Raw genomic sequence first — 16,408 nt, 5'->3', positions numbered from 1 at the left:
ATTCGGGCGAGGTTGAGTAACATCTTCGGAAGGACAGCGAGTTGTCGCTCACCACGGGATCCACGCACCGGTCCCCGCACATCCTCACGCCGTCCAGTGACCCATCCCTGGTCGCCCGACAGGCAGGCGGAAAAGGAAGAAACCTCCACACGCTCACGGCATCCGGATTCGACGTGCCGACGTGGTCGATCCTCGGCCTGGACGTTTTCGCGGAATTCTGCCGCGACAGCGGACTGGACGAGGACCTGGCGCGCCTTCTCGCCGACGGCAGGGACGCGAACGCCGAGGAGGTCGCCGAGGAGGCCGCCCGCCTGATCGAGACCGCGCCGCTCGGCGACCACGTCGCCGACGCCATCGCCCTCGCCTACCGGGAGGCCGGCGGCGGCACGGTGGCCGTGCGCTCCTCCGGCGCCGAGGAGGACGGCGAACGGCACTCCTTCGCCGGCCAGTTCGACAGCTTCCTCAACGTCCGCGGTCAGGACGAGGTCACCGCCCGGGTCCGCCGCTGCTGGGCCTCGGCCTTCTCCGCGCGTTCCCTGCGCTACCGCGCGCAGCGCGGGCTTCCGCCCGACACCGGCGGCCTCGCCGTCGTCCTGCAGCGCATGGTCGCCGCCGAGCGCAGCGGAGTGCTGTTCACCGCCGACCCGACGACCGGCCGCACCGACCGCCACGTGGTCAGCGCGGTGTTCGGGCTGGGGGAAGGGCTCGTCTCGGGCGCGGTCGACGCGGACACCGTCGTCCTGGACGCGGCCACCGGTGAACCGCTGACCACGATCGTCGGGGACAAGCAGGAGCGCTACGACGCCGGATCCGGACCCGGCTGCCATGTCTCGCCGGTCGCCGACACGGACCGCACCACCCTGTCCCTGACCGGTGCCGACCTGGCCCGGCTGCACGAGGCCGGGATCCGCATATCCGACCGCTACGGCGCACCCCAGGACATCGAGTGGGCCATCGCCGAGGGCAACCTGTGGATCCTGCAGAGCCGCCCCGTCACCACACCGGCCCCGGCCGCCGGACCCGCGCCCGAGCCCGACGGGGAACTGCGGATCTGGGACAACTCCAACATCATCGAGAGCTTCAGCGGCGTGGTCTCCCCGCTCACCTACACCTTCGCCGCCGACACCTACGCCAAGGTGTACGAGAGCTACGCCCGCGCCCTCGGAGTCCGCGGTGAGCAACTGCGCGAGGTGCGGGAGTGGACCCCGCACCTGCTCGGCCACATCCACGGGCGCGTCTACTACAACCTGTTCCACTGGTACCGCATGGTGCGTATGGCCCCGCTCTACCGGCTCAACCGGCGCGTGCTGGAGAAATCCCTCGGCGTCGCGGAGAGCATTTCCGACGAACTGGCCGACACACTCCACCCATTCACACCCCGGCCCGGGCTGCGCGGCCGCCTCTCTCGGCTGACCCGCACGGTGATCTTCACCAGGCGATTCCTCACCGTCCGGAAATCCGTGGAGACCTTCCACCGCGATTTCTACCGGGCGTATGCCGTCTTCAACCATGTCGACTACGACGCGCTGCCCGGCGACGACACCTACCGCCGCCTCCGGCGGCTGCAGCGGGAACTCATCGAGAAATGGGGCCCGATGCAGGTCCTGGACGCGACGATCCTGCTCTCCGTGGGCCTGCTGGCCCTGCTCACCCGCCGCTGGCTGCCCCAGGCCCCCGAGTGGTTCACCTGGGCCGCGGCCGCCCCGGGCGGCGCTGTCGAGTCCACCGAACCGGTCTGGGCGCTGCGGGAGTTGGCCGCCCGGGCACGCGCCGACTCCGACGTGCTGGACCTGCTGGAGCGCACTCCGGACGGCGAGGCGTACCAGGCGCTCAGCGACGCCGGCCGGACCGGCTTCCTGGCTGCCGTGGACGCCTACATCGCCGACTACGGCTACCGCAGCCCCGACGAACTCAAACTGGAGGTCCCCGACCTGCACGACGACCCGGCCGGGCTGTTCACGCTGCTGCGGGACGCGCTGCCGGAGACCGACGAGACGACCCCCCAGGAACGCGGCGGCGAGGCCGACGCCTACCTCGACGAGCACCTGCGCGGCCCTCGCCGGCTGGTGTACGAACGGGTCCGGGCCAAGGCCCGGGCGGCCCTCACCGACCGCGAACGCCTCAGGTTCTGCCGCACCCGCGCCTTCGGAGCGGCCAAGCGCATGCTGCGCGCGCTGGGCCGCGACCTGGAGCGCGCCGGGGCCCTCGACGCGTGGGACGACGTGTTCCTGCTGCGGCTGGACGAGATCAAGGGCGCCTACGAGGGCATGATCGTCCACACCGAGCTGCGGGACCTGGTCGCGGTGCGCCGCAGGCAACTCGCCGCCGACGCCGCGCTGCACGCCCCGTCCCGCTTCACCACCCGCGGCGCACCGTACTGGTCGGGCAACCTGGAGCGGGCCGGCTGGACGAGCGGCCCGGCCGCCCGCAGCGGCGCCCGTGAGCTGCGCGGCATCCCCTGCTGCCCCGGCGTCGCGGAGGGGCTTGCCGTGGTCACCGACACACCGCGCGACACGGGCGGCGGGATCCTTCTCACCTACCGCACCGACCCCGGCTGGGTTGCCGCGCTGCCCTCGGCCGCCGCCCTCGTCATCGAACGCGGCAGCCCACTCACCCATGTCGCCGTGGTGGCCCGGGAACTGGGCATCCCGACCGTCGTCCAGGTCGAGGGCGCGACCACCGAGATCCGCACCGGCAGCCGACTGCGCGTCGACGGCGCCGCCGGCACGGTCACCGTACTCGCCGACCCGCCCGTCGACGGCCCGACCGCCGCCGAGGACACCTCCCGAACGGAGACACACCCGTGATCCTCACCGAGGACCAGCTGCAGGACCTGCTGGACAAGTCGCTCGCCGAGCTGCCCCGCGGCACCGAGTGGGCCGTGACCCTCGAGGGGTCCATCGCGGAGGGGTTCGGCAACCCCTCCTCCGACATCGACTTCCTGCTCGTCGGCCGCTCCGAGGACGACCTGCCGACCATGCCGTCACTGCTGTTCGTGGACGGCCGACGGGTCGAGATCCGTACCCGGTCCGTGCGGCAACTCATCGACCAGTTCCGCGCGGTGGAGAAGGGGGCCAAGCAACCCGGCCGCCTCTTCGAGGACCTCCTCAACCGCTGCCAGCGGCTGCTGCACAGCCATCCGCTGCGCGGCCACGCCCTGATCGAGGAGGTCAAGGCGGTGCTGCCGGTCGAGCGGTTCCGCCGTATCACCGCAGACTGGTGGGCACACCGGGCCCGCCAGTCCCTGCGGCACGCGATGGCGATGCTGTGTCTCGGCGAGAGCGACGAGGCGGCCGACTGGACCCGGGCGGGACTCGTACAGACCGTCAAGTCCTGGGCGGCCGGCGTCGGCGAGACCTACCTGGAGCCCAAATGGCTGTCCATGCAGCTGGACCGTGCCGGTCGGAGCGACGTGCGTGATCGCTACTGGAGGCTGGAGGCAGCCACCCCCGCACCCGGCGACACCGACGCCGTCCACGCGTACCTGGCCGACTGCCTCGCCTTCGCCGAGGACCTCGGTCTCACCGGCGTCCCCCGGCAGCCCGAGCGGGTCACCGTCGAGCGCGTCGCCGGGATCACCACCTGGCAGACCGGCGACCGCGTCCACGTCCTGCGTGGCCGGCGCGACGTGTTCGCCCTGGGCGACGAGGCAGGGGCCGTCTGGCGCTCCCTGGTCCTGGGCCGCCCGCTGCCCCGCGTGCTCGCGACGACCGCCTGCACCGGCGTCAGGGCCCCCGGCCCGCTGCTGGCCGAGTTCCTGCGCTACGGGCTGATCCGCCTCGCCTGGAAGGGCGGTGGAACGATCACCCCGTCGCTGCCGCTCGCCGCGCCGTCCGGCCCGGTCACCCCGCCGCCCTCCACCGCGCGGCCACTGCTGTCGGTGCGCGGCGCGGCCGTGGGCGGGCCCCGCGCCGTAGACCTGATGCCGCTGCCGGCCGACCGGTTCGCCGCCGCCGCGATGTCCCTGGTGTGGTCCAACGTGGTCGTCGAGAACGCCGTCGAGGACCTGACCGGGGCACTGCAGCGCGGTCAGTGGCGGGTCGCCGAGATCGCCGCCCGCCGCGCCGTGCACGCGGCCCTGCGCGGGCTGTTCAGCGCCCACGGGGTCAACCCGCTGCCCACCGACACCGACCTCGTGCGGTGCCTCGACCTGCTGCCGTCCGGCACCGCGCCGATCGGGGAGCACGCCGGTGACCTGCTGTGGCGCACCGTGGACACGCCGGAACGGGGAGACGCCCTCCTCACCGAACTGCGCACCTTCATCGGCCGGGTGCGCGGCGCCGTGGGCGCCGACTCCTTCCCCCTGTCCTTCGAATCAGCGGACACCTGGCGCGCCACCCTCGAACTCGGCTACGACTGGCTGCGCATCGGCGCCCACCTCGACGCGGAACTGCCCATCGAGGAAGCCCGCGACCTGCTGGCCGGCCACGGCACCCAGCCGCACCAGGCCCGGTGACAAGGAGGCGCCGCACCCTTCGGTGGCCCGCCCTCCGCAGAGGCGACCCTCCACCGGGTCCGCCTTCCGAACGGGGCCGCACTCCGCAGGAGCCTGGCTCCCGGGCCACGTGACGGCGCCGTGCGGGCGACCGTACCCGGGCCACCGGCGAGGGCACCCCGGACGCCGTGCCACCCCCCGACCACCCTCCTGGAGGAACCTCGATGCCCGATCCGATGACCGTCCTGGTGACCGGCGCCAGCGGCTTCGTGGGCGCGGAGGTGACCGCGCGGCTCACCGCCGCCGGCCACACCGTGCTGACGCTGCTCCACCGCACCGGTGACCTCGTCCGCAACAACGGCAGGAAGCTCACCCCCGGCCCCGGCACCCTGACCGCGGTCAGCGGGGACGTCACCCGCCCCGGCCTCGGGCTGACCGACGAAGCCCGCCGGATCGTCGCGGGCGCCGACCGCATCGTGCACTGCGCCGCCGTCACCGACTTCGGGCTGTCCTACGCGCGGTACGAGCGCATCAACGTCGCCGGAACCCGCAACGTCCTCGACATCGCCCTCGCCCACCGCACCCCGCTGGTGCACGTCAGCACAGCCTATGTGTGCGGGGAACGAGACGGCACCGCCCGCGAGGACGAACTCGACGTCGGCCAGCACCCCGGCAACGGATACGAGAGGAGCAAGCTGACGGCCGAGACCACGGTCCGCAAAACAGCGGCCGACGGCCTGCCCGTCGCCGTCGTGCGCCCCAGCATCGTCACCGGTGCCTCCCGCACCGGCCGCGCCCGCGACCGCAAGACCGTCTACCCCGTACTCCGGGTCCTCACCCGAGGCCTGGTGCGCACCGTACCCGGTCACTACGATGCCCTCCTCGACCTCGTCCCGGTCGACCGCGTCGCCGACATGGTCACCGAGGCCGCCACACGGTTCGAGGACGCCGAGGGCCGCACCCTGCACGCCGTGGGCCACGAGCTGACCCTGCGGGACTTCTCCGAGGTCCTCGCCGAGTACCCGTCCTTCCGGGTGCCGCGCTTCGTTCCCCCGTCCGCGTTCTCCGCCTCGGCGCTGCCCGACCGCGAACGCCCCTATCACGACCGTGTCATCGCCCTGTACGCAACCTACTTCCGGCGGCGCGTCCACTTCGACGACACCCAGGCCGCGGCCTTCGTCGGCCGGCCGGCCGCCACCGGGGCACGGCCGTACCTGCGCCGCCTCCTCGACGACTGCCTCGCCACCGGCTACCTCGGCCCCGCCCTGGGCCCGGAGCAGACAGCCGCCCGACCCGACGGGAGCACCCACCGATGAACCCCGCCCACCCGACCGAACCCGCGCACGGCATATCCGTCTCCCCGCTGCTCACCTGCCACCCCGCCAAGCAGGAGCTGTACGGGGCCGACACGTACTTCCAGGAGAGCCACGGCCAACTCGCCGCCCTGACCGACGACGTCACCGGCTTCGCCCACCGGCACGCCGCGCTGCTGCTGAAGCCGGACGCCGTCGTGGCGCGCCGTCTGGACACCGCCGTCGACTGGCTGGCCGAGCACCGTATCCGCATCGTCGGCGCCGCCGTGACCCGCCTGACCCGCACCATGATCCGCTCCCTGTGGTACTTCCAGTGGAACCTCGCCACCCCCTACCGGAGGCGGCTCGCCGCGCTGTTCCTGGAGGACGCCGACGCCCTCGTGCTGCTCGTCCGTCCCGAAGCCGTGCCGGACGTCCCCGCCTCCGTCGAACTGACCCGGCTCAAGGGGCCCACCGATCCCGACGCCCGGCAGCCCGGCCAACTGCGCCACCTCCTCGGCCGTCACAGCTATCTGCTGAACCTGGTGCACACCCCCGACGAACCCGCCGACGTCCTGCGGGAACTGGCCGTCCACTTCGACGACACCACACGCGAGAGCCTCTTCCGCTCCGCCCTCGCCGGCGAGGACCGCACCGCGCACGCCCTGGAGCTGACCGGTCGGCTGTACGCCGCGACCAAGCCACGCGAGCTCGACTTCGACCCCGCCGTGGAGCGGCTGCGGGACACCGTGTCCCGGCACCTGGGCTCCCACACCGACGCCCTGCCGCGCACACTGCTGGAGACCGCGTGGGAGCGGGGCGTCGACCTCGACCCGTGGGACGCCGTCATCGTCGGGTCGAAGGTGCTCCCCATGCGGGTGCCCGGCCGCGCCCCGGTGCTGGACGGGGCCGACACCGACACCTGGCGCCGACACCTGGACGCCCTGCGCGCCCGGCACAGCTGAGGAGCGGCACCGTGCAGTTCACCCGTACCCTCCCGAGGGAACTCGTGCACCGCGCCGCGGTCGCCGAGGTGTTCCTGACCGACGCCGAACGCCGTGGCGAGGACGAGATTCTGCTCGCCGCCCAGCTGCCCCGGCGCCACGCCTTCTACCACGACACCCTCGGCGACCGCTCCCGCCGTGACCCGATGCTGCTGCTGGAGGCGTGCCGGCAGGGCATCTTCGTGGTGGCGCACCGCTACCTCGGCGTCCCCATCGGCCACAAGTTCCTGCTGCGCGCGGTCGAGTTCGAGGTGCCGGACCCGGCGGCCGTCGTCGGCGGCGACCCTTCCACCGAGGCGGTCATCGCCACCCGCATCGAGCAACGGTTCCACGGTCGGGACGGCATGACCGGCCTGCGGCTCGGCTTCGGCATGACCGTCGGCGCGCGCGAGGCCCTGATCGCCCGCATCGACTACTCCTGGATGCCCCCGCACGCCTGGGCCCGCCTGCGGGCCGGGCAGCGCGGCGCGTTCGGCCTGCCCGAGGCTCCGGTCGCCCTGCCCGGACTACGCGTCGAACCGGACCTGGTCGGCCGCCACGACCCCGCCAACGCGGTGATCTCCCCGCCGCGCACCGCACAGGACGGCACCCGCACGGCGCGCCTGATCGCCGACACCGACCATCCCACCCTGTACGACCACTGGGTGGACCACGTGCCCGGCATGCTGGAACTGGAGGCGTTCCGTCAACTCGCGCTGACCGCGGCCGTCGACGCCGGCACCCTCCGAACACCCACGGCGCTGGTGGTCGGCCTGGCCGCGCGGTTCCGCTGCTTCGCCGAGATGGACCTGCCGCTGGAGTGCCGGACCGCCCCGGTCCTGCCCGGTACCGACATCGAGTGCGGCCTGCACCAGCGCGGCGCCCCGGCCGCCGAGGCCCGTGTCCGGCTGGTCGACCCGGACACGGCCGGACTGTCCGGCGCCCTCGCCGCCCCGGCAGCTCGCGGCGCCGGATGAGCCGCACCCCGGCCGTCCGTCCCAGCCCCGAACGGAGGAAGGATCAGCAGTGACCACCGTCGTCGCCGCCCGACACGTACCTGCCAGACTCGGCCGCTTCGTGCTGCGCATGTTCCGGCCGCACGTCTACGTCACCTACGGACTGCTGTGGGTCCTTGCCCTGGAGAGCTCGGCGGTGGCGGCGACCGGCACGGCCTGGCGGCTGTCCGGTGCGACCTGGCTGCGGGTCGTCAGCGTCGTCCTGGCGCTGCTGTTCCTGCGGATGCTGGACGAGCAGAAGGATCTCGCCTACGACCGGGAGCACCACCCGGACCGGCCGCTCGTCACCGGCGCCGTCAGCGCGGCCGAACTGCGGGGCGCCATGGCGGTGATCACCGCGGTGGTGACGGGCCTGAACGCGGCCCTGTCGGCCACGGCCGCCCTGCTGATCCTCGCGGCCCTCGGCTACGGTCTGTTCCTCGCCGCGCTGGAACGCCTGTCGCCGACCGTACGCGACCGGCAACTGCTCAACCTGGCGGTCACCTACCCGGTGCAGGTGCTCCTCGGATGCTATGTCTACGGCTCGCTCGTCGCCGCCGGGACGGTCCCCGCCGACTGGCGCGGGCCGGTGCTGCTCGCCCTGTGCGCCGGTGTGTACCTGCACTTCGAGTTCGCCCGCAAGACGCGTTGGGAGGCGGCGTCCGGCGCCCGCCTGTACTCGGCGGAACTCGGCCCGCGCCGCAGTGCCGCGGCCGTGGCGGGCTGCGCCGCCGTGGCCGTCGGCTGCGAGGTGCTGCTGCTCGCGCCGCAGGGGCCGCTCGCGCTGCTGCCCTGCGCGGCGGCCGTCCTGCCCCTCTGGGGCAGCCGGCGGTTCCTGGCCGCCGGCCGCGGCGCGTGGCCGGTGCCGGCCGCGATGGGCTTCGTCGTCGCCACCTTCCTCGCCCTGATCCTGCGGGCGGTGCTCCTGCCGTGACCGGCCCCCTGCCCCTCACCCACGAGGAACTGCTGACCACCACGCGCTGTGTGCGGCGCGGCCTCGACCTGGACCGGGCCGTGGACCCGGAGGTCGTCAAGGACTGCCTGCGCGTCGCCCTGCAGGCCCCCAACGGCAACAACCGGCAGAACTGGCGCTGGATCCTGCTCACCGACCCGTCGGTCCGCGCGGACGTCGCCGCGGTGTACCGGGCTGCGTTCCACGACCGCAACGCCGGAACTCTGGAGCGCCTCGCCGAACTTCCCGAAGGGACACGCTCCGTGATGTCGGCCGCCCGGCTGCTGGCCGACCGGCTGCACCGCGTGCCCGTCCTGGTGATCCCGTGCCTGGAGGTGCCCGACGGCCGGCTTCCGGAGGGCAACCAGGCAGGGTTGTGGGCTTCGCTGCTGCCCGCCGCCTGGAACTATGCGCTGGCCGCCCGCAGCCGCGGCCTGGTCACCGCGTGGACGGCGGTCCATCTGGACCGCGAGCGGGAGGTCGCCGACCTGCTGGGCCTGCCGTCCACCGTCCGCCAGGGCGCGCTGCTGCCGACGGCGCACCCGCTGCGGCACACCTTCCGGCGGGGGCCCAGGCTGCCGCTGGAGCAGGTCCTGCACGTGAACGGCTGGCAGCCCACCTGACGGGCCGGCAGACCACGGGCCCCTCGCCGACGGACGACGAGGGGCCCCGCGCACCTGTGGGCGACACAGGTCACCTCACACGTCGTTCCAGCGGAAGAACCGCAGCGTCAGCGCGGTCACCACCGCCGTGAAGGCGAGCATCCCGCCCATCGTCGGCAGTGCCTCGGCCAGCCCGCCACCCCTGCTGAGCACCGCCTCGCTGCCCGTGACGAGATAGCGCAGCGGCATCATGTACGAGACGGCCTGGACCCAGCCGGGGGCGCTGTCCAGCGAGAAGAAGGAGCCGGACAGGAACGCCATCGGCAGCACCAGCAACTGCGCCAGACCGCCGGCGGACTCCTCGGTCCGGGTGAGCGAGCCGATGAGCAGACCCAGCGACATCAATGCCAGTGTGCCGCAGACCACCAGCGGGATCACCAGCCACCAGCTGCCCGTCAGTTGCAGCCCGAAGTAGGGCAGCGTCGCCACGAGCAGGAACAGCGCCGTCTGTGTCAGCGCCATCAGCAGGGTCATGGAGATGCGGGCGGCGACCACTTCCCAGGCCCGGATCGGCGACAGCCGCATCCGCTGGAGGATCTTCTTGCGGCGCAGCGTCACCAGCGTCAGTGCGGTGCTGAACACCGCGCTGGACGCGATGGCCCAGCCCATCAGACCCGGCGTCAGGTACTGGATCGGCTCGACCGACTCGTCCTCGACCTGGCTCGCCTTCAGCGTGTACGTGGGCGGCGTGCCGGTGGCGGCCAGATTCGCCTGCTCCAGCACTGCGTTCAGCGTGGCACGGGCGGAGGCCCCCTTGACGGAGTCGGCGGCGCTGTAGCGCAGCACCACGGTCCCGCCGTCCTGCTCGACCAGCGCGTCGAAGTCGCCCTTGCGCACCTTCTCCAGCGCCGTCTTCTCGCTGCTCACCCTCGTGACGGTGGCGGCCCTGGCGAGCTGGCCGCGCTGGTCGGGGGTGAGCGAGTCCAGCACCTGCACCGGCCCGACCTGGGCCACCTTGATGTGCGCGGTCCCGTCGCTCTTGAACAGCGTGCCGAACAACAGCAGGAACAGGATCGGGAAGACGAGCAGGAAGAAGATCGTGCCCTTGTCCCGCAGCACACTCAGGATCATCGCCCGGGACAGTTCCCGCACCGGACTGAGCCGTTCCTTCTCGGAGCCGCCGCGGTCGCCCTTCGCGCCGCGGGCGCTCTCACGTCCGGCGTCCGACCGCCGGGCGGCGCCCTCCGAGTTCCGGTCGCCGTCCTCGGCGTCCGGCGTCCGCGGCGTCCGCTGGCCGGTCTCCTCGATGCTCACGCGCGGTACTCCCGTCCGGTCAGCTGGAGGAACACGTCCTCCAGGGTGGCCCCGCGTACCTCCAGGCCCCGTAGGGCGCCCTGGTCGGCCAGGACGGACAGGACCGGCCCCGGCCTGCCGGTCGCGACCGTCAGCGACACCCCGTCCTCCTCCACCGTGGCGTCACTCACTCCAGCCGACTTCAGCAGTTTCCGCAGCGCGTCCGGCGTGAGCAGCCCGGACTCCACGCTCACCCGCACCACGTCGTCGAGTTCACGGACGAGCGCCGCGGGGGCGCCGGTCCTGAGCACCTTGCCGTGCTCCATCACCGACACCCGGTCGCAGAGGATCTCCGCCTCGTCCAGGTAGTGCGTGGTGAGGACCACCGTGCGGCCTTCCTCGTTGACGTCCCGCAGGAGGTCCCACAGATTGCGGCGGGCCTGCGGGTCCAGGCCGGCGGTCGGCTCGTCCAGGAAGACGATCTCCGGGTCGTGCACCAGACCGCAGGCGATGGACAGGCGCTGCGCCTGCCCGCCCGAGAGCTTGTCCGCAGGAACCTTGCCGTACTCGGTCAGCCCGACCCGCTCCAGCATCGCGTCGGCCCGCCGAGCGTCGACCCGGTAGAACGACGCGAACAGGCGGATCGTCTCCCGTGTGGTCAGCTTGTCGAAGAACGACGACGCCTGGAACTGCACCCCGATCCGGGTCAGCAGCTCCGGCTTGCGCGGCCAGGGGCTCGCCCCGAAGAGTTCGATCCGGCCCTCGTCGGGCTCCCGGACGCCTTCCAGGATCTCCAGCGTCGTCGTCTTGCCCGCCCCGTTGGGGCCGAGGATGCCGTAGAACTCGCCCGTCTCGATGCGCAGGCAGACCCCGTCGACGGCCTGGATGTCCCCGTACCGTTTGCGTACGCCGTCCGCGACGATCGCCGGCGCCGTCATGACACGTCCTGCCTGGGCCGGCGAAGCCGTGTGCCGGCCCCGCCGCACATGAACTGATGGTCCATCACTCGACTGTCGACTCTCCGTGATCGGTTCGGGGGGCTGGAGGGGCCGGTCCGGGAGAATCCGGTTCCGGCCCCCGTGCCCGCCCTCCGGTGGCGCGCAGCTGCCGGACGGGGACGGCAGCAGGTGCCGCTCTCGGGCAGTGCGGTGCGGGATCCCAGCCCAGCACAGGGCGCGGCAGGGGGCCATCGCAGCCGCCGAACACTAGGGAATCGCCCCTACTCCGGTCCCTGGAAACGGGAACGGGCCACCCCCACGCCGGTCGCGGTCCGTACGTTCGTCCCGTTCGCGACCGCGACGCCCGCGGTGCGCGGACGACCGGACCAACGACAGGATCGAGGACGCCACGATGCCTCCCACAGCCCGGGACCGGGCCGTTCCCCACGACGGCGGACCCGGCCGGCCGGGAACTGCCGCCCGGCTCCCGGCTCCGCACGTCCCGCCCCCGCCGGCACTGCTGCCGGTGACCGTCGTCGCCTGCGCGACCGGCGTACTGCTGCTCCTCACCGCGGGCCGCTTCGGATACTTCAGCGACGAGCTGTACTTCCTCGCCGCGGGCCGCCACCCCGCCTGGGGCTATGCCGACCAGCCGCCGCTGCTGCCCCTGCTCGCCCATGCCCTGGACACCGTCGCGCCGGGCTCGCTGGTGGGCCTGCGCGCACCGGCCGCAGCCGTCACCGCGCTCGGTGTGCTGATCACCGCCCTCATCACCCGGGAACTGGGCGGACGACGGGCCGCCCAGACCGCGGCAGCGGGCGCGTACGCCGTCTCGCCCGTCATGCTGCAGATGGGCCACCTCCTCATCACCGCCACCCTGGACATCTTCCTCACCGCCGTCACCACCTGGCTGCTGGTGCGCTGGGTCCGTACCCGCAGCGACCGGCTGCTGCCCCTCCTCGGCCTGACCGCCGCCCTGTCCCTCCAGGTCAAGTACCTCAGCCCGGGTTTCTGGGCGGTGCTGCTGGTGGCGGTGCTGCTCGTCGGCCCGCGCGCCCTGCTGCGCCGCCCCCTGCTGTGGGTGTCGGCCGCCGGCGTCCTGCTCACCGCGCTCCCCGGACTGCTGTGGCAGGCCCGCCACGGCTGGCCGCAGCTCGCCATGGCTTCCGTCATCTCCCGGGAGGTGGCCGCCGACGAGGGCGGGCGCTCCCTGTTCCTGCCCACGGTCCTGGCGGCCGCCGGCCTGGCCGGCGCCGTACTGCTCTGTGCGGGACTGCTGTGGCTGCTCTTCGCCCGCAGGGCACGCCCCCACCGGTTCCTCGGACTGACCTTCGCCGGACTGTGCGCCTGCTACTTACTCGTCAACGGGCGCCCGTACTACGTCGCCGGGCTCTTCCCCGCCCTGTGGGCGGCCGGCGCCACCGCACTGCAGTCCCTGCGCCTCACCCGCCCGCGCCTGTGGGCGGTCGGGCTCGCCTACCTGCTGTCCGCGGCACTCGCCGTGCAGGTCCTGCCGGTGTATCCGGTGCACCGTCTCACCGCGCGCGGCGCCGACCGGCTGGCCATGGAGAGTGTGGGCTGGCCCGATCTCGCCTCCTCCGTGGCCCGCGTCTACCGCGGCCTGCCACCCGGCCGGCGCCGCCGCGCCCTGATCGTCACCGACCGCTATGACCAGGCCGGAGCCCTCGACCGGTACGGCCCCGCGCTCGGCCTGCCCCGGCCGTACAGCGGCCACCGCGGCTACTGGTACCTGCGCCGCCCCGCCGACGACTTTGCGCCCGTCGTCTTCGTCGGCGCCGACGCCCGCTACCTGCGCCGGTTCTTCACCAGCGTGCACCGGCGCGGCACGGTCACCAACGCCGAGGGGGTCCCCAACCTCAACCGGGGCGCCCCGATCTGGGTCTGCGAGGGCGAGCGCGAACCATGGGGCACGCTGTGGCCGCGCCTCTCCCACCTGAACGCCGACTCAGCGGGATAGCCCCGGCCCGTGCCGGACGCAGCGCACCGGGCGCCGCCGCGAGTCCTCCGGCGCCGCTTCCCACTCACAGCACCGCACGCCACCCGGTGTGGCGCGGGACGCCAGCGGGTTCGGCGCGGTCGAAGACGCCGGGGGCGGCCCCTCGCGGGACCGCCCCCGGCTGCGCACGGGGCCCGGGGCCCGCGCGGCGTGTGTCAGCCCCAGGTCACCGGCAGCGCGTACACGCCGTAGTGCATCGCCTTGTCGCGCAGCGGGATCTCGTGGGGCTCGACCGCCAGCCGCAGGTCCGGGAAGCGGTCGAACAGCTTCTGGAAGCCGAGGCGCAGCGTCGCCCGCGCCAGGTGCTGGCCCAGGCACTGGTGGATACCGAAACCGAACGCCAGGTGCCGGCGCGAGGGACGGGTGACGTCGAAGACCTCCGGGTTCTCGAACTGCTCCGGGTCCCGGTTGGCGGCCGGCAGCGACAGCACCACGGTCTGCCCGGCCTCTACGGTCCGGCCGCCGATCTCCACGTCCTCCAACGCCACCCGGCTGGCACCCATGTGGGAGATCGTCAGATGGCGGAGCAGTTCCTCCACCGCCCGCTCCATCAACTCGGGCCGCCGGCGGACCTGCTCCAGCTGGTCGGGGTGCTCCAGCAGCGCGAACGTGCCGAGGCCCAGCATGTTCGGGGTGGTGTCCAGGGCGCCGCCGATGGTGATCCAGGCGATGTTCGCCAGTTCCTCCTCGGTCAGCTCCCCGGTCTTCACCAGTTTGCCGAGCAGCTTGTCGTTGGGCTCGGCGAACAGTTCCTTCACGATCCGGGCCAGCGTCTGGTCCAGAGCCGTGTTGTGCTCGATGAACTCCTCCAGAGTGTAGTCGATCCGCATGATCGCGGAGAAGTGCTTGTCGAGTTCGGCGATGTCCTCCTCGGGGACACCCATCACCGAGTGCACCGAACGGTGGACGACCTTCTGCACGAACGCCGGTAGCAGGTCCACCGGAGGCTCCAGCCCGGCCATCTCGTCCAGCACGGTGTCGATGATCCCGGCGAGCGTCGGCTCGTACTCCTGAATCCTGCGGACCGTGAAGAACCCGGTCAGCAGGCGCCGGTAGCGGGTGTGGTCCGGCGCGTCCATCCGGACGAAGGAGCCCGGCGGCGAGGGCTGCGGATCGTAGTTCTCCACCTCGAACGGCGGCGACGCGACCAGCGCGAGGAGTTCGGCGCGATGGCTGAACCGCGGGTCGGTCATGACGGCCCGCACGTGTTCGTGCCGGGTGACGAGCCAGCCGTCCTGCCGCCCCGGCGCGATGTCGAAGGTCAGGGGACTGATCGGATCCTCTTCGCGCAGCCTGCGGTACTCCGGGTCGGGGTCGAAGGGGCAGGTGCGTCGGGTCGGTATCACAGGGGGTTTCGGCTCGAAGGCCATGTGGATCCTCCGTCTGGTGGGGGTTCTGTCCGCCCGGGTGCGCCGCTCAGTTCCGCCGGACCGTCAGCGGCAACTGCCGAAGACCGAAGACGTTGACACGGTTGTCGAAGTAAGTGAGCGGGCTGTCGTGGTCCACCCGGATGTCGGCGTAGCGGTCGAGCATCAGATCGAGCGCGATCTGCCCCTCCATCCGGGCCAGCGGGGCACCCAGGCAGTAGTGGATGCCGTGCCCGAAGGCGAGCTGCTTGGCGTTGGACCGGCCGGGCAGGAAACGGTCCGGATCGGCGAAGACCCGCTCGTCGCGGTTGGCGGACAGCAGCCAGAGGTACACCATCGCGTTCTCCGGCACCTTCGTCCCGGCGATCTCGACGGGGGACGTCGGCACCCGCTCCACCTTCAGGAACGGCGGCCGCAGGCGCAGCACCTCCTCGATGAAGGGGGCGGTCTCCGCCGGCTCCTCGCGCAGCCGCCCGATCAAACCCCTTTCCTGATGGAGTGTCAGAAGCATGTTGCCCAGCAGCACCGCCGTGGTCACGTGACCGGCGAGCAGCAGCAGCGCGGCGAAGCTCACCACGTCCTCGTCGTTCAGGCGCTCCCCGTCGACCTCCGCCCGCACGAGCAGGCTCATCAGGTCGTCGTGCTCGCGCGCCCGCCGCTCGGCGACGTGCCCGCGCAGGTAGGCGTCCAACTCCTGCACGGTCCTGCCGAGGACCTCCGCGCCGTCCGGCGTCTCCCAGTCCACCGTCAGCAGGTTGTCGGCCCACACCTGGAACAGCGGACGGTCCGAGGGCGGCACGCCGAGCATCGAGGAGATGACGATGACCGGCAGCGGATTGGCGAACGCCTCCACCAGATCGAAGCGGTCGCTGCCGTCCAGGCCGTCGAGCAGGTCCGTGGCGACCTCGGTGATCCGCGGAGCCAGCTCGCTGATCATCTTCGCGGTGAACACCTTGCTCACCAGCCGCCGCAACTTGCCGTGGCGCGGCGGGTCCAGCAACAGCAACGTACCTCCGGGCGGCTGGCGTTCGCCGTTCGACAACCGGCTCACCGTGTCCGAGGAGAACGTCCCCGGGTCGGCTGTGATCCGCTGGACGTCCTCGTGCCGGAACACGTGGTAGCGGCCCTCCGGATCACGCCACACGGGATGCTCGTCACGCATGCGCCGCAGCCAGGCCAGCAGCGTTGCTCCGCCGTCCAGGCCCACTTCGGGCGGCGCGGAGATCTCGGGGCCGGCGGGAGCGGGCACGGCAGTCATCGGAAGAAACCCCTCTCATAGGGCAGACCGCACGGGCGGCGGGGCGAAAGCGACCCCAGGGCAGCACGAGCGGCGAAGGCGCGACCACAAGCGCCGCAGAACTCTAGGGATTTGCCGGTCCCGGCCCACGCCCTCGACCACCCGGGGCAACTAGTAGATTGTTGCGGCTTATTTTTGCTGTGATGTTGGGTAGAGGTGGCGCAGTTTCACGCGTGCGTCGTCGGTGGTGAAGTGCCAGTCGACTTGGCGTTGGTCGCTGTTGGTCTGCTGCTGCCA

General features: G+C 72.4%; 12 protein-coding genes. 8 read left to right on the top strand and 4 right to left on the bottom strand.

The genetic code is table 11. From position 1 onward, the window contains the following. The first annotated feature begins 41 nt into the window (after positions 1–41). The 7 genes from JS756_RS33600 to JS756_RS37970 all read left to right on the top strand — a co-directional run bounded on the left by JS756_RS33600 (position 42) and on the right by JS756_RS37970 (position 9,280). The gene (locus tag JS756_RS33600) at positions 42–2,807 is read left to right on the top strand and encodes a phosphoenolpyruvate synthase (RefSeq protein WP_275892779.1); all 2,766 of its coding nucleotides are present in this window, start codon (positions 42–44) and stop codon (positions 2,805–2,807) included. Further along, positions 2,804–4,456: a hypothetical protein gene (locus tag JS756_RS33595; RefSeq protein WP_205387060.1), complete on the top strand. Its 1,653-nt coding sequence runs from the start codon at positions 2,804–2,806 to the stop codon at positions 4,454–4,456. Before JS756_RS33600 ends, JS756_RS33595 begins: the two co-directional genes overlap by 4 nt. Before the next feature lie 203 nt (positions 4,457–4,659). Next, positions 4,660–5,751, top strand: coding sequence for an SDR family oxidoreductase (locus JS756_RS33590; RefSeq protein ID WP_205387059.1), 1,092 nt, complete (start codon positions 4,660–4,662; stop codon positions 5,749–5,751). Then, complete coding sequence (locus JS756_RS33585) at positions 5,748–6,692, top strand: nucleoside-diphosphate kinase (RefSeq protein WP_205387058.1); 945 nt, start codon at positions 5,748–5,750, stop codon at positions 6,690–6,692. The genes JS756_RS33590 and JS756_RS33585 overlap by 4 nt, the downstream gene beginning before the upstream one ends. Before the next feature lie 11 nt (positions 6,693–6,703). Further along, positions 6,704–7,687 carry a ScbA/BarX family gamma-butyrolactone biosynthesis protein gene (locus tag JS756_RS33580; RefSeq protein ID WP_205387057.1) on the top strand — a complete coding sequence of 328 codons (984 nt, stop codon included), beginning with the start codon at positions 6,704–6,706 and terminating at the stop codon, positions 7,685–7,687. 49 nt (positions 7,688–7,736) lie between these two features. Then, positions 7,737–8,639 carry a hypothetical protein gene (locus JS756_RS37975; protein WP_205387056.1) on the top strand — a complete coding sequence of 301 codons (903 nt, stop codon included), beginning with the start codon at positions 7,737–7,739 and terminating at the stop codon, positions 8,637–8,639. Then, entirely contained in the window at positions 8,636–9,280 is a 645-nt protein-coding gene (locus tag JS756_RS37970; RefSeq protein WP_205387055.1) for a nitroreductase family protein, read from the top strand. Before JS756_RS37975 ends, JS756_RS37970 begins: the two co-directional genes overlap by 4 nt. A gap of 75 nt (positions 9,281–9,355) precedes the next feature. Here the strand turns inward: JS756_RS37970 and JS756_RS33565 are convergent, their stop codons facing one another. Next, the gene (locus JS756_RS33565) at positions 9,356–10,573 is read right to left on the bottom strand and encodes an ABC transporter permease (RefSeq protein ID WP_307791363.1); all 1,218 of its coding nucleotides are present in this window, start codon (positions 10,571–10,573) and stop codon (positions 9,356–9,358) included. Continuing rightward, positions 10,570–11,490 (bottom strand): ABC transporter ATP-binding protein, encoded by a 921-nt coding sequence (locus JS756_RS33560; protein WP_205387054.1) that lies wholly within the window; start codon positions 11,488–11,490, stop codon positions 10,570–10,572. The genes JS756_RS33565 and JS756_RS33560 overlap by 4 nt, the downstream gene beginning before the upstream one ends. Before the next feature lie 412 nt (positions 11,491–11,902). Here JS756_RS33560 and JS756_RS33555 point away from each other — a divergent pair, with 412 nt between their 5' ends. Further along, the gene (locus JS756_RS33555) at positions 11,903–13,468 is read left to right on the top strand and encodes an ArnT family glycosyltransferase (protein ID WP_205387053.1); all 1,566 of its coding nucleotides are present in this window, start codon (positions 11,903–11,905) and stop codon (positions 13,466–13,468) included. Positions 13,469–13,662: 194 nt separating this feature from the next. On the opposite strand, the gene JS756_RS33550 is transcribed toward JS756_RS33555, so the two are convergent. Beyond that, entirely contained in the window at positions 13,663–14,877 is a 1,215-nt protein-coding gene (locus JS756_RS33550) for a cytochrome P450 (protein WP_205387052.1), read from the bottom strand. A gap of 46 nt (positions 14,878–14,923) precedes the next feature. Further along, a complete protein-coding gene (locus JS756_RS33545; protein WP_205387051.1) occupies positions 14,924–16,132 on the bottom strand; it encodes a cytochrome P450 in 1,209 nt (402 codons plus the stop codon). Positions 16,133–16,408: the final 276 nt, after the last annotated feature.

Source organism: Streptomyces actuosus, from assembly GCF_016921115.1.
Lineage (GTDB): Bacteria > Actinomycetota > Actinomycetes > Streptomycetales > Streptomycetaceae > Streptomyces > Streptomyces actuosus_A.
The sequence above is the reverse complement of the archived record's forward strand: the minus strand, read 5'-3'. Positions and strand labels throughout refer to the sequence as shown.

Coding starts and splice junctions, on each gene's coding strand:
- JS756_RS33560 (WP_205387054.1), bottom strand. CDS start 11,490: ATGACGGCGCCGGCGATCGTCGCGGACGGCGTACGCAAACGGTACGGG.
- JS756_RS33585 (WP_205387058.1), top strand. CDS start 5,748: ATGAACCCCGCCCACCCGACCGAACCCGCGCACGGCATATCCGTCTCC.
- JS756_RS33590 (WP_205387059.1), top strand. CDS start 4,660: ATGCCCGATCCGATGACCGTCCTGGTGACCGGCGCCAGCGGCTTCGTG.
- JS756_RS33555 (WP_205387053.1), top strand. CDS start 11,903: ATGCCTCCCACAGCCCGGGACCGGGCCGTTCCCCACGACGGCGGACCC.
- JS756_RS33545 (WP_205387051.1), bottom strand. CDS start 16,132: ATGACTGCCGTGCCCGCTCCCGCCGGCCCCGAGATCTCCGCGCCGCCC.
- JS756_RS33550 (WP_205387052.1), bottom strand. CDS start 14,877: ATGGCCTTCGAGCCGAAACCCCCTGTGATACCGACCCGACGCACCTGC.